This is a genomic window from Streptomyces mobaraensis, from assembly GCF_020099395.1.
Classification (GTDB): Bacteria; Actinomycetota; Actinomycetes; order Streptomycetales; family Streptomycetaceae; genus Streptomyces.
Genome location: NZ_CP083590.1, coordinates 5,202,146 through 5,219,501 on the forward strand (window position 1 = coordinate 5,202,146; position 17,356 = coordinate 5,219,501).

Below are 17,356 nucleotides of genomic sequence, written 5' to 3' on the forward strand. Positions count from 1 at the left end.
AGGAGACCGGGCGGCGCGTTCGCCAAGACAGTGACGCGGATCACGTTTGATCGCGAGTGGCGTTGGACATACGTGCGTTGCCTCACCCCGCTCTGGCGCCGGGCGGCGCCTCGGGGGTCACCTGGGGGCCGGGCCGCTCTCCGCCGGGGGCCGCCAGGCGTCCGTCAGGGCCGGGCCGAGCAGGCCGAGGTAGTCCGTGACCAGGCGGAGCAGATCGTCGAGCTCGCCGTCCTCCTTCTCGCCCCACACCCGCGACGCGGCCCGCAGCACCCCGCTGCACGCGGCGACCAGGACCCGCGGCCGGGGATCGGCGGCCAGGTCGACGCCCTCGCGGCGGGCGATCTCGGCCGCCAGCCGGTCCTCGAAGTGGCCGAGGCGGCGCAGCCGGGCGGCCAGCAGCTGCGGGGTCGACTCGATCATGCGCTGGGTGGTCAGGTGCAGTTCGAGCGGGACGACGTCCTCGATGGCGGGGCCCATCGCGTCCCAGGTGGCCATGGCCGCCTGGCACATCGCGGTGAGCGGCGGCTCCTCCTGCGGGCGGTTCTTCAGGGCGTCGAGCGCGACGGCCTCCTCGATCTCCTGGAGGGCGAGCGCGACCTCCTCCTTGTTGGCGAAGTAGCGGAAGAAGGTGCGCTGGGAGACGTCGGCGGCCTCGGCGATCTCGTCGACGGTGGTGCCGTCGTACCCCTTGCGGGCGAACAGCTCCAGGGCGTGCCGTGTCAGGGCGTTCCGTGTCCGCTGCTTCTTGCGTTCCCGCAGTCCGGGGAGTGCCTCACGCTCCACCACGCCGTCGATCGCCTGCATGGGTCCCTGCCTCTGCTCGGTGTTTCCGCTGGTCAGAATAGTGCTCTGGACAAGTTGTCAGATAACGACTCATGGCGTCGTTTGTCAATTGTCAGGGCCTGCCATAATCTCGGTGTATGACGTCTCAGACCACCGTCGCGGACGCGACGCCGCCGGACCTCGGGCCCCGGAGTGGACTGCGGGGACATCCCTGGCTGACTCTTGTGACGGTCGCGATGGGCGTGATGATGGTCGCGCTCGACGGCACGATCGTCGCCATCGCCAACCCGGCCATCCAGAAGGACCTGGACGCTTCGCTCGCCGACGTCCAATGGATCACCAACGCCTACCTCCTCGCCCTCGCGGTCGCGCTGATCACGGCCGGCAAGCTGGGCGACCGCTTCGGGCACCGCCTGATCTTCCTCATCGGTACCACCGGATTCGCCGCCGCCTCGGGACTCATCGCCCTCTCGGGAAGCGTGTCGATGGTCGTCGGCTTCCGGGTGCTCCAGGGCCTCTGCGGCGCGCTGCTGATGCCGGCCGCGCTGGGCATGCTGCGGGCGACCTTCCCGCCCGAGAAGCTCAACATGGCGATCGGCCTCTGGGGCATGGTCATCGGCGCGTCCACCGCGGGCGGCCCGATCGTCGGCGGGCTGCTGGTCGAGCACGTGAACTGGCAGTCCGTCTTCTTCATCAACGTGCCCATCGGCGTGCTGGCGCTGGTCCTCGGGCTGCTCATCCTCAAGGACCACCGGGCCGAGAACGCCCCCCGCTCCTTCGACCTCCTCGGCATCGCGCTGCTCTCCGGCGCGATGTTCTGCCTCGTCTGGGCCCTTATCAAGGCGCCCACGTGGCAGTGGGGCGACGCCAAGACCCTGATCTTCCTGGGGGCGGCGCTGGTGGGCTTCGTCGCCTTCGTCCTCTGGCAGAACCGGGTGCGCGAACCCCTGCTGCCGATGAAGCTCTTCCGGTCCGTGCCGCTCTCCGCCGGCGCGGCCCTCATCGTCCTGATGGCCTTCTCCTTCATGGGTGCCCTGTTCTACGTCACCTTCTACCTGCAGAACGTGCACGGGATGACGCCCGTCAACGCCGGCCTGCACCTGCTGCCGCTCACCGGGATGCTGATCGTGTGCTCCCCGGTGGCCGGCGCGCTGATCGGCCGCATCGGCCCGCGGATCCCGCTGTTCGTCGGCATGGTCTGCACCGCCGTCGCCTGCTTCGGCATGTCCGCCCTGAAGGTGGACTCCGGCACCGGCCTGATGTCCGTCTGGTTCGCCCTCTTCGGCATCGGCCTGGCCCCGGTCATGGTCGGCGCCACCGAGGTCATCGTCGGCAACGCGCCCCTGGAGCACGCGGGCCTGGCCGGCGGCCTCCAGCAGGGGTCCATGCAGGTCGGCGGCACCCTCGGCACGGCCGTCCTCGGCGCCGTCATGGCCTCGCGCGTCGGGCACGAACTGCCGGAGAAGTGGGCCGGCGCCGGGCTGCCGCCACTGTCGAAGGAGCAGAAGGACGCGGCCTCCGCCGTGGTCGAGGTCGGCGTCCCGCCGGTGCCCAAGGGCACCCCGCCGGAGATCGCCGGGAAGATCGCCGGAGCCGCGCACGAGACCTTCGTCTCCGGGATGAACACCTCGTTCCTCGTCGCCGGCTGCGTCTCCGTCGTCGCCGCCCTGCTCGCCCTGCTCACCCGGCGCGGCGAGAACGCCGAGGCCGCCCAGGGCGCCGCGCACATCTGACGCTCACGAATAGCCCGAACGAGCGAAGGGGCCCCGGCCGGTTCTCACCGGCCGGGGCCCCTTGTGTGCTCTAAGGGACGACCCTTACGCGTCGCCGCCCGCGGCGCCCGGGTCGGCCGCCGCCACGTCGAGCAGCTGGTAGCGGTCGATCGCCTGCTTCAGCGCCGAACGGTCGATCTTGCCCTCCTTGGCGAGCTCGGTGAGCACGCCCAGGACGATCGACTGCGCGTCGATGTGGAAGAAGCGACGGGCCGCGCCACGGGTGTCCGCGAAACCGAAGCCGTCGGCACCCAGCGACTGGTACGTGCCGGGCACCCAGCGCGCGATCTGGTCGGGAACGGCACGCATCCAGTCGGACACGGCCACCTTCGGACCCTCGGCGCCGGAGAGCTTCTTCGTCACGTACGGGACGCGCTGCTCCTCCTCCGGGTGGAGCAGGTTGTGCTCCTCCACCGCGATGGCGTCGCGGCGCAGCTCGTTCCAGGAGGTCGCCGACCAGACGTCCGCCTTGACGTTCCACTCCTCGGCGAGGATCTTCTGGGCCTCGATCGCCCACGGCACGGCCACACCGGAGGCGAGGATCTGCGCCGGGATGGCACCGGCCTCGGCCGCCTTGTAGCGGTACAGACCCTTGAGGATGCCCTCGGCGTCCACGTTCTCCGGCTCGGCCGGGTGCTGGATCGGCTCGTTGTAGACCGTGAGGTAGTAGAAGATGTCCTCCGCGTTCTCGCCGTACATCCGGCGGAGACCGTCCTGCACGATGTGCGCGATCTCGTAGCCGAACGCCGGGTCGTACGCGACGACGGCCGGGTTGGTGGAGGCCAGCAGGTGCGAGTGGCCGTCCGCGTGCTGGAGGCCCTCACCCGTCAGGGTGGTCCGGCCGGCGGTCGCGCCCAGGACGAAACCGCGCGCGAGCTGGTCGGCCATCTGCCAGAACTGGTCACCGGTGCGCTGGAACCCGAACATCGAGTAGAAGACGTAGATCGGGATCAGCGGCTCGCCGTGCGTGGCGTACGCGGAACCGGCCGCGATCAGCGACGCGGTGCAGCCCGCCTCGGAGATGCCGTCGTGCAGCATCTGGCCGGTCGGGGACTCCTTGTACGCGAGCAGCAGCTCGCGGTCCACGGCCTCGTACTGCTGGCCCAGCGGGTTGTAGATCTTCGCCGACGGGAACAGCGAGTCCATGCCGAAGGTGCGGTACTCGTCCGGGGCGATCGGCACGAAGCGCTTGCCGATCTCCTTGTCCCGCATCAGGTCCTTGAGCAGGCGGACGAAGGCCATGGTGGTGGCGATCGCCTGCTGGCCGGAGCCCTTCTTGATCGGCGCGTACGCCTTGTCGCCGGGCAGGTTCAGCGGCTTGGCGCGGACCACACGGGTGGGCACGTAGCCGCCGAGCGCCTTGCGGCGGTCGTGCATGTACTGGATCTCCTCCGAGTCGCGACCCGGGTGGTAGTACGGCGGCAGGCCGGACTCCAGCTCCTTGTCGGCGATCGGGATGTGGAGGCGGTCCCGGAAGCGCTTGAGGTCCTCGACCGTGAGCTTCTTCATCTGGTGGGTCGCGTTGCGGCCCTCGAAGTTCGGGCCGAGCGTCCAGCCCTTGACCGTCTGCGCGAGGATCACGGTCGGCTGGCCCTTGTGGGCCTTGGCCGCCGCGTACGCCGCGTAGATCTTCTTGTGGTCGTGACCGCCGCGGCCCAGGTGCAGGATCTGGTCGTCGGTCATGCCCTCGACCATCTTGCGGAGACGGTGGTCGTCGCCGAAGAAGTGCTCGCGGATGTACGCGCCGGTCTCGGTGGCGTACGTCTGGAACTGGCCGTCGGGCGTGCTGTTCAGCTTGTTGACCAGGATGCCGTCGCGGTCCTGGGCCAGCAGCGGGTCCCAGGAGCGGTCCCACACCAGCTTGATCACGTTCCAGCCGGCGCCGCGGAACTGCGACTCCAGCTCCTGCATGATCTTGCCGTTGCCGCGCACCGGGCCGTCGAGGCGCTGCAGGTTGCAGTTGACGACGAAGGTCAGGTTGTCCAGGCCCTCACGCGCGGCCAGGGACAGCTGGCCGAGCGACTCCGGCTCGTCCATCTCGCCGTCGCCCAGGAACGCCCAGACGTGCGACTTGGAGGTGTCGGCGATGCCGCGCGACTCCATGTAGCGGTTCATCCGGGCCTGGTAGATCGCGCCCAGCGGGCCGAGGCCCATGGAGACGGTCGGGAACTCCCAGAAGTCCGGCATCAGGCGCGGGTGCGGGTACGACGACAGGCCGTAGGGGGCCTTCGACTTCTCCTGGCGGAAGGCGTCGAGCTGCTGCTCGGACAGTCGGTCCAGCAGGAAGGCGCGGGCGTAGACACCCGGCGAGGCGTGGCCCTGGAAGAAGATCTGGTCGCCGCCGTCGCCCTCGTCCTTGCCCCGGAAGAAGTGGTTGAAGCCCACGTCGTACAGGGAGGCGGAGGAGGCGAACGTCGCGATGTGACCGCCGACGCCGATGCCCGGGCGCTGGGCGCGGGAGACCATGACGGCCGCGTTCCACCGGGTGGCGTTGAGGACCTTGCGCTCGATCTCCTCGTTGCCGGGGAAGAACGGCTCGTCCTTGGTCGCGATGGTGTTGACGTAGTCCGTGCTGCGCATCTCGGGCACGGCCACGCGCTTCTCGCGCGCCCGTTCGATCAGGCGAAGCATGAGGTAGCGGGCTCGTTCCCGGCCCCGCTCGTCGACGGCCGCGTCGAGCGAGTCGAGCCACTCCTGGGTCTCTTCGGGATCGAAGTCCGGGACCTGGCTGGGAAGACCGCCAATGATGATCGGGTTGCGATCGGATCCGGAAGCCACGCTGTTCCTTCGCTGTTCGGGTGTGTCGTGCTCTGCACGCATCGTTGCGGTGCACGCGGTCACATACTGTCTTCGCTTATGTCGCGCCGGCTCCCATCGTGGACCGCGGCGACGGAAACGTCATCTCTACTGGGCGGTAACCACCACTCGGTAGACGAAGCGTCGGAGGTGGCCGCCATGCGGCGGCCAAATCGCAACCATACGCCCCCTATGGGGGTCCCTCGCGTACGGCCGTTCGGCCCCGACCGCCGCAATCCCAGGGAGTAACTTCGCAAACCCGGCGGAACGCTGTGGCGTGAATCACTCCCGGCTACTGCCTCATGATGGGAGTTGCCACGAGACGTCAACGTTTGGGAGGGATCGCTGGGCGGGTACTTGCGCGATCCGTCCGGCACGTGTGGACTACGCCCAATGCCTCGCGTACGCGGGAGGCACGACAGTTTCTCGAAAGATGACAGGAGGCAATCCGTGAGCGCGACCGCGGACCACGCGGAGGAGCGGACCAACCCCGCCGCAAGGCTGGGTTTCGAGCCCGGACAGGTGGTCCAGGAGATCGGTTACGACGACGACGTCGACCACGATCTCCGTGAAGGTATCGAGTCCCTCATCGGCCAGGACCTCGTGGACGAGGACTACGACGACGTGGCCGACGTCGTCCTGCTGTGGTTCCGGGATGAGGACGGAGACCTCACGGACGCGCTGGTGGATGCCATCGGTCTGCTGGAGGACGGCGGCGTGACCTGGCTGCTGACGCCCAAGACCGGCCGTGACGGCTACATCGAGCCGAGCGACATCTCGGAGGCCGCCCAGACCGCCGGCCTCTCCCAGAGCAAGAGCATCAGCGTGGGCAAGGACTGGACCGGCACGCGCCTGGTGTCCCCCAAGCGCTGAGCCCCGGCCGCTCTCGCAGCCCCACCGCGCCCCCGGCAGCCCCGCTGCCGGGGGCGCCGTGCGTTCCCCTGGGACGGCAGTGACAGACTGGCCGCCTACCCGCGCCGGCGGCCGGGGCCGCACACCCGCGGGCCCGGGGCCGGCCCGCCGAGAGAGGGATGCGACCATGGCGATCGACGTCGGCACCGAGGCCCCGGACTTCGCGCTGAAGAACCAGCACGGCGAGACCGTCCGCCTCTCCGACTTCCGGGGCGAGAAGAACGTCGTCCTGCTCTTCTACCCGTTCGCCTTCACCGGCGTCTGCACCGGCGAGCTCTGCGCCCTCCGCGACGAGCTGCCGACGTTCGTCAACGACGACGTCCAGCTGCTGGCCGTCTCCAACGACGCGCCGTTCTCGCTGCGCGTCTTCGCCGAGCAGGAGAAGCTCGACTACCCGCTGCTCTCCGACTTCTGGCCGCACGGCGAGGTCAGCCGCGCCTACGGTGTCTTCGACGAGGAGAAGGGCTGCGCGGTGCGCGGCACCTTCATCATCGACAAGCAGGGCGTCGTCCGCTGGACGATCGTCAACGGGCTGCCCGACGCGCGCGACCTGAACGAGTACACCCGGGAACTGGCCGCGCTCTGACGCGAGAGCCGCGCAAGACCCTGTAATCGGTGGGAACCGGTCACTAGGATCCGTACGTTCACCGGATGCCATCGCACAACCGGGGGCAGGGCCGGCCGGCCAGGCCCCTCGAACCAATGGAGGACTCGTGGGAGTCAGTCTCAGCAAGGGCGGCAACGTCTCGCTGACCAAGGCAGCCCCGAACCTGACCGCGGTCATCGTCGGTCTCGGCTGGGACGCCCGTACCACCACCGGTACGGATTTCGACCTGGACGCCAGTGCGCTGCTCACCAACGACCAGGGCAAGGTCGCGAACGACCAGAACTTCGTGTTCTTCAACAACCTGAAGAGCCCCGACGGTTCGGTCGAGCACACCGGTGACAACCTCACCGGTGAGGGCGAGGGCGACGACGAGGTCATCAAGGTCAACCTGGCCGGCGTCCCCGCCGATGTGCACAAGATCGTGTTCCCGGTGTCCATCTACGACGCCGAGAGCCGCCAGCAGAGCTTCGGCCAGGTGCGGAACGCGTACATCCGCGTCGTCAACCAGGCCGACAACACCGAGCTGGCCCGCTACGACCTGAGCGAGGACGCCTCGACCGAGACCGCCATGGTCTTCGGTGAGCTGTACCGCAACGGTGCGGAGTGGAAGTTCCGTGCCATCGGCCAGGGTTACGCCTCGGGCCTGCGCGGCATCGCGCAGGACTTCGGAGTGAACGTCTGACCGACGGCCCGGCCGCCCAAGCGGCCGCGGCGGCTCACCTCCGGCGCCGTACTCCCGTGTTCGGGCAGCCCGTACTGGGCAGTCCGGGAGTACGGCGCCGGACGTGCGCGGCGACCTACGTACAACTCGGGGAGGAACAGGACCATGGGTGTCACGCTCGCCAAGGGAGGCAATGTCTCCCTCTCCAAGCACGCGCCGAACCTGACGGCCATCGTGGTCGGTCTGGGCTGGGACGCCCGCACCACCACCGGCGCGGACTTCGACCTGGACGCCAGCGCCCTGCTGTGCGCCTCCGGGAGGGTGCTCGGTGACGAGTACTTCGTCTTCTACAACAACCTGAAGAGCCCCGAGGGTTCGGTCGAGCACACCGGTGACAACCTCACCGGCGAGGGGGACGGCGACGACGAGACCATCCTGGTCGACCTCGCCAAGGTCCCGGCGGCCTGCGACAAGATCGTGTTCCCGGTCTCCATCCACGAGGCCGACCTCCGCGGCCAGAACTTCGGCCAGGTCAGCAACGCCTACATCCGCGTGGTCAACCAGGCGGACGGCTCCGAGCTGGCCCGCTACGACCTGAGCGAGGACGCCTCCAGCGAGACGGCGATGATCTTCGGCGAGGTGTACCGCTACGGCGGCGAGTGGAAGTTCCGCGCGGTCGGACAGGGGTATGCGTCGGGTCTGCGGGGGATCGCCCTGGACTTCGGCGTCAACGTCTCGTGAACGACGCACGGTAGGCGCGGGCGCACGCGGCGTCGTCATGGAAGCCCTGGTGGCGCCGGGCGGCGCCGCGTGCGCCCGGAGGTCGGCCCTCCCGGCTGCGGGGCGGGCCCTCTAGACTGCGTGGTCAACGTTTAGTAAAGCCGCGGACAGCGCGGACAGCATCGCAGCGAAGGATTGGGTAGCCAGTGCTCCTGAAAACCTTTGGTTGGTCGTTCGCCATCACGGCGATCGGCTTTGCCTTGGCCGGCGTGCTCTGGGGGTGGAAAGGGCTGGCGCTCGTCGCGATCCTGTCCGTCCTGGAGATCTCGCTCTCGTTCGACAACGCGGTCATCAACGCCGGCATCCTCCGGAAGATGAACGCCTTCTGGCAGAAGATGTTCCTGACCCTGGGCATCCTCATCGCCGTCTTCGGCATGCGGCTGGTGTTCCCGGTGGTCATCGTGGCCATCACCGCCAAGCTCGGGCCCATCGAGGCCGTCGACGTGGCGATCAACGACCACCACCGCTATGAGCAGCTCGTCACCAGCGCCCACCCGGCGATCGCCGCGTTCGGCGGGATGTTCCTGCTGATGATCTTCCTGGACTTCGTCTTCGAGGACCGGGACATACGGTGGCTGGGCCCGGTGGAGCGGTTCCTCGCCAAGCTGGGCAAGGTCGAGGGCCTGTCGGTCATCGTCTCCCTGGTGGTACTGATCATCGCGGCCACCACCGTGGCCACCTCCGTCCCCGTGCACGGCGGTGATGGCACGATCGACAAGGCGGCCACCGTGCTGCTGGCCGGGGTCGGCGGTCTGGTGACGTACCTGGTCGTGGGCGGCATCTCGGGCTTCTTCGAGGAGCGCCTGGAGGACGAGGAGGAAGAGGCGGAGGAGTCCGCTCCGGCGGAGAAGAAGAGCGGCGGCTCGGTCGTCGGGCTGGCCGGCAAGGCCGCGTTCTTCATGTTCCTCTACCTGGAGGTCATCGACGCCTCCTTCTCCTTCGACGGGGTCATCGGCGCCTTCGCCATCACCAACGACATCTTCGTGATGGCGCTGGGCCTCGGCATCGGTGCGATGTACATCCGCTCCCTGACGGTCTTCCTGGTCCGCAAGGGGACCCTGGACGACTACGTCTATCTGGAGCACGGCGCGCACTACGCGATCGGCACGCTCGCGCTGATCCTGCTGGCCACGATCAAGTACGACGTCCCCGAGGTCGTCACCGGCCTCATCGGCGTGGCCCTGATCGGCCTCTCGTTCTGGTCCTCGGTGGCGCGCAACCGCAAGGAGGCCGCGGCCGGGGACGGCGACGGCAGCCGTCAGGAGGTCACCTCCGGGGTGTGACCCCGGCGCCTGTGCGGGAACCCTCTGAGCGGGGCGGCGGTGAGATCACCTCACGGCCGTCCCGCTCACCGGTTTCCGGGGCGGGAACCGGACCGCGAGGGGTGGGGGTAGCAGATGACGGTACGGGACAAGCTGTTCGGCAACTGGGGGCGCGGCGCGGCCTGGCAGTTCGACTCCCAGCACAGCGCGTCGGGCGCGGTCGAGCTGACCAAACGCCGCCCGGTCTACTCGCTGACCAAGAACGGCGCGGTCAGCGGCAACATGCGGGTCAACCTGTCGTGGCAGATGCGCACCACGGTCATCCACGAGAAGCCGGCCCACGGCGGGATGCGGCACCCTTTCCGCAAGTTCACCCCGGAGATGGTGCAGGCGCAGGGCCCGGCGATGGTCAGTGTGGACCTGGACCTCGCCTGCATGTACGAGCTGTGGGACGGGGCGAAAGGCGTAGTGCAGCCGCTCGGCAACATACTGGGCAGCATCAACTCTCCACCGTATGTCCAGCTCAGCGGCGACGACCGGTTCGGCTCCGGCTCGGGGGAGACCATCTACATCAACATGGACCACCGGGATGAGATCAAGCGCCTGCTGATCTTCGTCTACATCTATGACGGGACCCCGGCGTTCGACCGTACCCAGGCGACGGTGACGCTGTATCCCGGCAACGGCCCCCGGCTTGAGGTCGCGCTCCACGAGCGCGCGCCGGAGGCCCGGTCGTGCGCCGTCGTCCTGATCGAGAACGACAAGAAGGAGATCGTCGTCCGGCGGGAGATGCGGTACGTGTACGGGTTCCAGTCGGAGCTGGACCGGCTGTACGGGTGGGGTCTCCAGTGGGGGCGGGGGTACAAGTCGAAGGTGTGAGGGCTGGGGTGTGAGGGTGGCGGCGGGTGGCGGCCGTATGCCGCCGCCCGCCCGTCCGTGGGTGCGGTACCGGCCGCGGTCCGGCCGCCGGCGTCAGCGGCCCGGCAGGAACTGCGGCCCCTGGGGCGGCAGCCGGAACGCCGGGTCGGGGGCCGCCGGCGGGGGGAGCGGGTAGTCGTTCTGGGCGTCCTGGAACGGCTGCTGCTGTGGCTGCTGGGCCTGTTGGGGGTAGCCGTAGGACGGCTGGGCGGCCGGGTACTGCGGGTAGCCGTACGCCGACGGGACAGGCGGGGCCGAGGGGGCGGGCGGGACGGTCGGGGGGACGCCGGGCGGCGGCGGATAGCCGTATCCGGGAGCGGCCGGGCGCGGGACGGCCGTGGTGGGTGCGTCGGCCGCGGCGGGCGCGAGCGGTGTGGCCGGCGAGGAGGATGGTGCCGGTGCGGGCGTGACCGGGGCGGGCGCCGGATGTATGGGCTCGGGATGGCGGACCGGGGAGCCGTGCGCGGCGGGGGCCGGGGCGATCCCGGGGGACCCCGGCGTCCGGGCGCCGACGACGGCCCCGTCGCCCGTACCGCTCGCGGCGCCGGAGCCCGCCGGGCCGTGGTCGGCCGCGTCGTCGGTCTCCTCGTCGTCCTCGACGGAGATGCCGTACTCCGTGGCCAGCCCGACCAGCCCCGACGCATAGCCCTGCCCGAGGGCGCGGAACTTCCAGCCGTCCCCGCGGCGGTAGAGCTCGCCGCAGATCATCGCGGTCTCGTCGCCCGTCTCCGGCCGGACGTCGAAGCGGGCGACGAGGGGGCCGAGGGCGGCGGTGTCGCCGGGGGCGGTGTTCGGCGGGGTCGCGGCCGAGGCGTCGTACAGCAGCAGGCACAGGTCCTTGACCAGGCCGAACGTCCCGCCGTCGGCGGAGGCGGCGATCACCACGCGGCGTACCGAGCCGTCCAGCGGGGCGAGGTCGGCCTCGACGGTGTCGGTGAGGCCCTCGTGCAGCCGCTTCTTGGGCAGGTGGCGGACCAGGCCGGAGGGGTGGCGGGGCTGGTTGTAGAAGACGAAGTCCTCGTCCGAACGCACGCGGTCGTCGGCGCCCAGGAGGAGGGCGGAGACGTCCACGTCGGGGACGCCGGCACCGGGGGTCCAGCGCAGCACCGCCCGTACGGCCGGGGCCTCCAGCGGGATGTTCGATCCCTTCAGCATCGCGTGCGTCATGTCCGCAATCCTGCCCTCCCGCGCGGGCCGCGGACAACGCGGGCCCCGGCCCGGGCCGGAGCACGGCCGGGGTGCGGCCGGGGAGCCGGGGGAGCGCCGGGGGCGCGGGGCGGGTGCGCGGGAGTCACGGGGGCAGACGGTGTGGGGCAGATGGTGTGGCGGAGGAGAAGAGATTCCTCCGGCATTTGGGGAACTCTTGACCCGTTCCCGGACGTACGATAATCGGCCACGCTCGTCGGCTGGACGGCCCGGCGGGACGGCGCGGCACAACGGGGAGAAAGATGCGGCATTTTGGACACCTCGCGCCCGAGGTCCGGAACGGTTTGTTCCACCGGGAGCCGGCCGAGTTCGGCGTCGACTCCCCGGCCCGTACGCTCGCCGTCGCCCTCGGCGCCACCCTCTACAGCCCCGCCACCCGGACCGCGCTGGCCCGGGACGTCCTCAAGCAGGCCGGACAGGGTGTCGTGTCCATGGTCCTGTGCCTGGAGGACTCGATCGCGGACGGTGAGGTGGCCGACGCGGAGGAGAACCTGGTCCGGCAGTTCGCCGAGCTGGCCGCCGCGCCCGCGGACCGGGTGCCGCTGCTGTTCGTCCGCGTCCGCCGCCCCGGGCAGATCACCGACCTCATGCGCCGCTTCGGCCCCGCCCGGCGGCTGCTCTCCGGCTTCGTCCTGCCCAAGTTCACCGAGGACCGCGGCCTGCCCTTCCTCGAAGCGCTCGCCGAGGCCGAAACGGCGCACGGACAGCGGCTGTTCGCCATGCCCGTCCTGGAGTCCCCCGAGCTGCTGCACCTGGAGACCAGGACCGAGACGCTGGGCGGGATCGCCCGCGCCGTCACCAAGTACCGCGACCGGGTGCTGGCCCTCCGGCTCGGCGTGACCGACTTCTGCTCCGCCTACGGGCTGCGCCGCGCGCCCGACATGACCGCCTACGACGTCCAGCTCGTCGCCTCCGTGATCGCCGACGTCGTCAACGTGCTCGGCCGCGCGGACGGCAGCGGCTTCACCGTCACCGGGCCGGTGTGGGAGTACTTCCGGCAGCACCAGCGGATGTTCAAACCACAGCTGCGCCGCAGCCCGTTCGCCGGGCCCGCGGAGGCGCTGCGCTCCGCCCTGATCGAGCACGACATGGACGGCCTGCTGCGCGAGATCGAACTCGACCGCGCCAACGGCCTCCAGGGCAAGACGTGCATCCACCCGTCGCACGTCGCCCCGGTGCACGCCCTCTCCGTGGTCAGCCACGAGGAGTTCAGCGACGCCCAGGACATCCTGCGGTCCGTGGACGGCGGCGGTGGAGTGCTGCGGTCCGCCTACACCAACAAGATGAACGAGGTGAAGCCGCACCGCGCCTGGGCAGAAAGGACTCTGCTGAGGGCCGAGGCGTTCGGTGTGGCACGAGAGGATGTCGGTTTCGTGGAGCTGCTGGGCGCGAGCGTGCCGACGGCGACGGCGACGGCGACGACGACGGCGGTAGGCGCGATGCGAGAGGGAGTGACGTTCTGATGTGGTCGGGCCAGTGGGTGACCGATCGGCTCGGCGTACGGCTGGAGGGCGACGCGGAGCTGCCCGGGCTGCTCGGCCTGGCCCTGCGCCGCAACCCCAAGCGGGCGCACCTGCTCGTCTCGCGCGTGCTCGGCAAGCACGTGCCCCAGCGGCCGTCCGTCGTCCACGGCGTGGGCCTGGACCTCGGCCGCCGGGTGCGGGCGCTGCTCGGGGACGCCGCGGCCGCCGGGGCGGTCGTCCTCGGCTACGCCGAGACCGCCACCGGCCTCGGCCACTCGGTCGCCGACGGCCTCGGCACCGCCCCCTACCTGCACTCCACCCGCCGGACGGTGGCCGGGGTCGCCCCCGCCGGCGGCTTCGAGGAGGAGCACAGCCACGCCACGTCCCACCTGCTGCTCCCCGAGGACCCGCGGTTCTTCGCCGGCGACGGGCCGCTGGTCCTCGTCGACGACGAGCTCTCCACCGGCCGTACCGTCCGCAACACCATCGCCGCCCTGCACACCCGCCGCCCGCGCGACCGGTACGTCGTCGTCGCCCTCGTCGACCTCCGCCCGGCGGAGGAGCGCACCGCGCTCGACGCCTTCGCGGCGGAGCTCGGCGCGCGGGTGGACGTCGTCGCCCTCGCGTCCGGGACGGTGTCGCTGCCGGAAGGGGTGCTGCGGCGGGGGCAGGAGCTGGCGGAGGAGTGGGACGGCGGCGAGACCGCCCCCGCCGGGGGCGGTACGGCCGTTCCGGAGCGGATCGACCTCGGCTGGCCGGCCGGTCTGCCCGACGGAGGGCGGCACGGCTTCACCCCCGAGCACCGGGCCCGGCTGGAGGCGGCGCTGCCGCGCATGGCCGCGCGGATCGCGGAGGCGCTGCCGGAGGGCGGGGCTGAGGCGCGGCGCGTTCTCGTGCTGGGGACCGAGGAGTTGATGTACGCGCCGCTGCGGCTGGCGGGGGCGCTGGAGGAGCGCCTCGCGGACGCGGACGTGCTGTTCTCCACCACGACCCGGTCGCCCGTCGTCCCCATCGACGACCCCGGGTACGCCATCCGCACCCGCCTCGTCTTCCCGGCCCACGACGTAGACGACGTACCGGCCGGCGCGTCCGCCGGCGGCCCCTCCGACAGCCCCTCCGCCGACCGTTACGCCTACAACGTCGCCGGCGCCGGCTTCGACGCGGTCGTCGTCGTCACCGACTCGACGGGCGACACCCCCGCCCTGCACGCCCCCGGCGGTCTGCTGGACCGGCTCGGCGCGCACACCCGGAAGGTCCTGCTGGCCGTGATCCCGTCCCACCGCGCCGCCGGGGAGCCCCTGCGCGGCCCCGCCTTCTCCTCCTACGCGCCGGAGGACGTCGGCTGGCTGCTCCAGGACCTCTCGTCCGTCACCCTCGAAGTGCCCACTGAGGAGCGGGAGGAGGCGATCCAGAGCGGGGGCGCGCACTACGCGGAGTCGCTGCCCGTCGAGTACCAGCCGTCCGAGCGCTACCAGGCGCTGTACGCCGCCGCGCTGGAGTCGTCCGCCGGCCGGATCGCGCGTGCCGTGGGCGCGGTCACCGAGACCGTCCTGGCGGAGCGTTCGCCGCGTCCGGTGCTGGTCTCGCTGGCCCGCGCAGGCACCCCCGTCGGCGTCCTGATGCGCCGCTGGGCGCGGCACGCGCACGGCCTGGACCTGCCGCACTACGCCGTGTCCATCGTCCGCGGCCGGGGCATCGACACGGCGGCGCTGCGCTGGCTCGCCGACCACCACGACCCGTCCGACGTCGTCTTCGTCGACGGCTGGACGGGCAAGGGCGCGATCACCCGCGAGCTCGAACAGGCCCTGCGCGGAACGGAGTTCGACCCGCGGCTCGCCGTCCTCGCCGACCCCGGCCACTGCGTGGAGACGTACGGTACCCGGGACGACTTCCTCATCCCGTCCGCCTGCCTCAACTCGACGGTCTCCGGCCTGATCTCGCGCACGGTGCTGCGCGCCGACCTCGTCGGACCGGGCGACTTCCACGGCGCCAAGTTCTACCGGGAGCTGGCGGACGCCGACGTCTCCCGCGCTTTCCTCGACACCGTCGCCGCCCGGTTCGCGGAGGTCGAGGAGGGCGTCGCCCACGACGCCAAGGAGCTCGCCGGCGCCGACCGGACGCCGACCTGGCGGGGCTGGGCGGCGGTCGAGCGGATCAGCGAGGAGTACGGCATCCACGACGTCAACCTGGTCAAGCCCGGTGTCGGCGAGACCACCCGCGTCCTGCTGCGCCGCGTCCCCTGGAAGATCCTCGCCGAGCGGGGCGCGGGCGCGGACCTCGACCACGTCCGGCTGCTGGCCGCCCAGCGCGGGGTGCCGGTGGAGGAGGTCGAGGGGCTGCCGTACAGCTGCGTCGGCCTCGTCCACCCGCGGTACACGCGTGGTGCGACGGGAACCGACGGGCGTGCGGTGCGGTCCTCGTGAAGGTGAACTCTGTGAACGTCCCCACGATGGTCCCGACGGTGGACACGCTCGTCGCCAGCGACCTCGACCGCACGCTCATCTACTCCGCCGCCGCCCTCCGCCTCGGCGAGGACGACGCGCGGGCGCCGCGCCTGCTGTGCGTCGAGGTGTACGAGGGGAAGCCGCTGTCCTATGTGACGGAGACGGCCGCGGCGCTGCTCGACGGACTCGCCCGGACCGGCGCGTTCGTGCCCGCCACCACGCGGACGCGGGCGCAGTACGGCCGGATCCGGCTGCCCGGGCCCGTACCCCGGTTCGCGGTCTGCGCCAACGGCGGCGAGATCCTCGTCGACGGCGAGCCGGACACCGGCTGGCGGGAGCGGGTGCGGCGGGCCGTCGCCGCCGAGTGCGCGACGCTCGACGAGGTGCGGGCGCGCCTGGTCGCGACGGCCGGCCCGGCGTGGCTGCTGCGCGAGCGGACCGCCGAGGACCTGTTCGCCTACCTGGTCGTCGACCGGGAGCGGCTGCCCGTCGCGTGGGTGAAGGAGCTCACCGAGTGGGCGGGCGAGCGCGGCTGGAACGTCTCCCTCCAGGGCCGCAAGATCTACGCCGTCCCGCGGCCCGTCACCAAGAGCGCGGCGGTCGCCGAGGTCGCCCGCCGCACCGGCGCCACGTCCGTCCTGTCCGCCGGCGACTCCCTGCTCGACGCCGACCTGCTGCTCGCCGCCGACCGCGGCTGGCGCCCGGGCCACGGCGAGCTGGCCGAGACGGGGTGGGGGGCGCCGCACGTCGTGGGCCTGGAGACGGTCGGTGTCGCGGCGGGGGAGGAGATCGCGCGGGCGTTCGCGGAGGCGGTGGGGGTGCGGCCCCTGGCGGCGCCGTGAGGCAGGGACGGAATGTCTGATAAGCGGCTGTTTTCCTGAACGCGGCCGCAACTAACGTTCGTTGAGGCGTCAACGTGCGCGGGAGACGCGCGGCGTCGATGCCCTTCCCCCCTGTGCCGTCGACGGTCCAGTGGCCCGGTGACCACCGCCGGGGCGCCGCATCGCCGCGCGGCGTCAGCGACCCGAGGAGCCTCGCGTGACCGAGTCCAAGAGCAGTCCGCTCACTTCCGAGCTCTACGAGTACATGATCGACCACAATCCGCCGCTCGACCCCGTACAGCGCGCCCTGGTCGAGACCACCCGCTCGCTGCTGCCCGACAGCGCGCACCTCCAGGTCGCGGAGGAGCAGGCCCCGCTGCTCGCCTTCCTGGTCCGCCTGACCGGCGCCCGCGACATCCTGGAGATCGGCACCTTCACCGGCCTGTCCGCCCTCTCCATGGCCCAGGCGCTGCCCCCCGGCGGCAGACTGATCGCCCTCGACATCTCGGAGGAGTGGACGGCCCACGCCCGCGAGGCATGGGCCAAGGCCGGCGTCGCCGACCGCGTCGAACTGCGCCTGGGCGACGGCCTGGAATCCGTCCGCGCCCTCCCCGCCGAGCCGCACCTCGACCTCGTCTTCCTGGACGCGGACAAGGAGCACTACGTCGACTACTGGGAGGAGATCGTCCCCCGGCTGCGCCCCGGCGGCCTGATCGTCGCCGACAACGTCTTCTTCCACGGCGAGGTCGTCGCCCCCGCGGCGTCGGCGGCGGGCGAGGGCGTCAAGGCGTTCAACGACCATGTGGCGGCGGACCGGCGGATGGAGGCGGTCATGCTCACGGTGGCGGACGGCCTGACGCTGGCGCGCAAGAAGCGGGACTGACGGGCGGGGTGCGCGGGCCGTCACGGGCGCGCACCCCACTCCGTACGG

General features: G+C 71.2%; 14 protein-coding genes. 11 read left to right on the forward strand and 3 right to left on the reverse strand.

The genetic code is table 11. The features are described 5' to 3' along the window. Positions 1 to 117: 117 nt before the first annotated feature. Positions 118 to 804 (reverse strand): TetR family transcriptional regulator, encoded by a 687-nt coding sequence (locus K7I03_RS22790; protein WP_185940671.1) that lies wholly within the window; start codon positions 802 to 804, stop codon positions 118 to 120. Between the two features lie 116 nt (positions 805 to 920). Here K7I03_RS22790 and K7I03_RS22795 point away from each other — a divergent pair, with 116 nt between their 5' ends. After that, on the forward strand, positions 921 to 2,516 hold the full coding sequence (locus K7I03_RS22795; RefSeq protein ID WP_185940670.1) for an MFS transporter: 1,596 nt from the start codon (positions 921 to 923) through the stop codon (positions 2,514 to 2,516). An 84-nt stretch (positions 2,517 to 2,600) separates the two neighbouring features. Here the strand turns inward: K7I03_RS22795 and aceE are convergent, their stop codons facing one another. Next, the gene (gene aceE / locus K7I03_RS22800) at positions 2,601 to 5,333 is read right to left on the reverse strand and encodes a pyruvate dehydrogenase (acetyl-transferring), homodimeric type (protein WP_185940669.1); all 2,733 of its coding nucleotides are present in this window, start codon (positions 5,331 to 5,333) and stop codon (positions 2,601 to 2,603) included. A 468-nt stretch (positions 5,334 to 5,801) separates the two neighbouring features. Here aceE and K7I03_RS22805 point away from each other — a divergent pair, with 468 nt between their 5' ends. The 6 genes from K7I03_RS22805 (at position 5,802) to K7I03_RS22830 (ending at position 10,452) form a co-directional block, all read left to right on the forward strand. Beyond that, entirely contained in the window at positions 5,802 to 6,224 is a 423-nt protein-coding gene (locus K7I03_RS22805; RefSeq protein WP_185940668.1) for a DUF3052 domain-containing protein, read from the forward strand. A gap of 166 nt (positions 6,225 to 6,390) precedes the next feature. Beyond that, complete coding sequence (locus K7I03_RS22810; protein ID WP_185940667.1) at positions 6,391 to 6,849, forward strand: peroxiredoxin; 459 nt, start codon at positions 6,391 to 6,393, stop codon at positions 6,847 to 6,849. A gap of 127 nt (positions 6,850 to 6,976) precedes the next feature. Then, complete coding sequence (locus K7I03_RS22815) at positions 6,977 to 7,552, forward strand: TerD family protein (RefSeq protein WP_185940666.1); 576 nt, start codon at positions 6,977 to 6,979, stop codon at positions 7,550 to 7,552. Positions 7,553 to 7,696: 144 nt separating this feature from the next. Beyond that, complete coding sequence (locus K7I03_RS22820; protein WP_004946723.1) at positions 7,697 to 8,272, forward strand: TerD family protein; 576 nt, start codon at positions 7,697 to 7,699, stop codon at positions 8,270 to 8,272. A 185-nt stretch (positions 8,273 to 8,457) separates the two neighbouring features. Beyond that, entirely contained in the window at positions 8,458 to 9,594 is a 1,137-nt protein-coding gene (locus K7I03_RS22825; protein WP_185940665.1) for a DUF475 domain-containing protein, read from the forward strand. A gap of 114 nt (positions 9,595 to 9,708) precedes the next feature. Continuing rightward, positions 9,709 to 10,452, forward strand: coding sequence for a TerD family protein (locus K7I03_RS22830; RefSeq protein WP_185940664.1), 744 nt, complete (start codon positions 9,709 to 9,711; stop codon positions 10,450 to 10,452). A 93-nt stretch (positions 10,453 to 10,545) separates the two neighbouring features. Here K7I03_RS22830 and K7I03_RS22835 read toward each other — a convergent pair whose 3' ends face one another. Next, positions 10,546 to 11,658, reverse strand: coding sequence for a TerD family protein (locus K7I03_RS22835; RefSeq protein ID WP_185940663.1), 1,113 nt, complete (start codon positions 11,656 to 11,658; stop codon positions 10,546 to 10,548). A gap of 281 nt (positions 11,659 to 11,939) precedes the next feature. Here K7I03_RS22835 and K7I03_RS22840 point away from each other — a divergent pair, with 281 nt between their 5' ends. From K7I03_RS22840 to K7I03_RS22855, 4 genes are all read left to right on the forward strand, one after another. Further along, positions 11,940 to 13,160, forward strand: a complete 1,221-nt coding sequence (locus K7I03_RS22840) for an HpcH/HpaI aldolase/citrate lyase family protein (RefSeq protein ID WP_185940662.1) — start codon at positions 11,940 to 11,942, stop codon at positions 13,158 to 13,160. After that, the gene (locus tag K7I03_RS22845) at positions 13,160 to 15,583 is read left to right on the forward strand and encodes a phosphoribosyltransferase (RefSeq protein ID WP_185940661.1); all 2,424 of its coding nucleotides are present in this window, start codon (positions 13,160 to 13,162) and stop codon (positions 15,581 to 15,583) included. The genes K7I03_RS22840 and K7I03_RS22845 overlap by 1 nt, the downstream gene beginning before the upstream one ends. A gap of 26 nt (positions 15,584 to 15,609) precedes the next feature. After that, the gene (locus tag K7I03_RS22850; RefSeq protein ID WP_185940753.1) at positions 15,610 to 16,446 is read left to right on the forward strand and encodes an HAD family hydrolase; all 837 of its coding nucleotides are present in this window, start codon (positions 15,610 to 15,612) and stop codon (positions 16,444 to 16,446) included. Between the two features lie 196 nt (positions 16,447 to 16,642). Beyond that, entirely contained in the window at positions 16,643 to 17,308 is a 666-nt protein-coding gene (locus K7I03_RS22855; protein ID WP_185940660.1) for an O-methyltransferase, read from the forward strand. Positions 17,309 to 17,356 lie beyond the last annotated feature (48 nt).

Bases quoted from the DNA above. Each gene is read 5' to 3' on its own strand.
- K7I03_RS22820 (WP_004946723.1), top strand. From the start codon at position 7,697: ATGGGTGTCACGCTCGCCAAGGGAGGCAATGTCTCCCTCTCCAAGCAC.
- K7I03_RS22850 (WP_185940753.1), top strand. From the start codon at position 15,610: ATGGTCCCGACGGTGGACACGCTCGTCGCCAGCGACCTCGACCGCACG.
- K7I03_RS22810 (WP_185940667.1), top strand. From the start codon at position 6,391: ATGGCGATCGACGTCGGCACCGAGGCCCCGGACTTCGCGCTGAAGAAC.
- K7I03_RS22845 (WP_185940661.1), top strand. From the start codon at position 13,160: ATGTGGTCGGGCCAGTGGGTGACCGATCGGCTCGGCGTACGGCTGGAG.
- K7I03_RS22830 (WP_185940664.1), top strand. From the start codon at position 9,709: ATGACGGTACGGGACAAGCTGTTCGGCAACTGGGGGCGCGGCGCGGCC.
- K7I03_RS22835 (WP_185940663.1), bottom strand. From the start codon at position 11,658: ATGACGCACGCGATGCTGAAGGGATCGAACATCCCGCTGGAGGCCCCG.
- K7I03_RS22790 (WP_185940671.1), bottom strand. From the start codon at position 804: ATGCAGGCGATCGACGGCGTGGTGGAGCGTGAGGCACTCCCCGGACTG.
- K7I03_RS22840 (WP_185940662.1), top strand. From the start codon at position 11,940: ATGCGGCATTTTGGACACCTCGCGCCCGAGGTCCGGAACGGTTTGTTC.
- K7I03_RS22795 (WP_185940670.1), top strand. From the start codon at position 921: ATGACGTCTCAGACCACCGTCGCGGACGCGACGCCGCCGGACCTCGGG.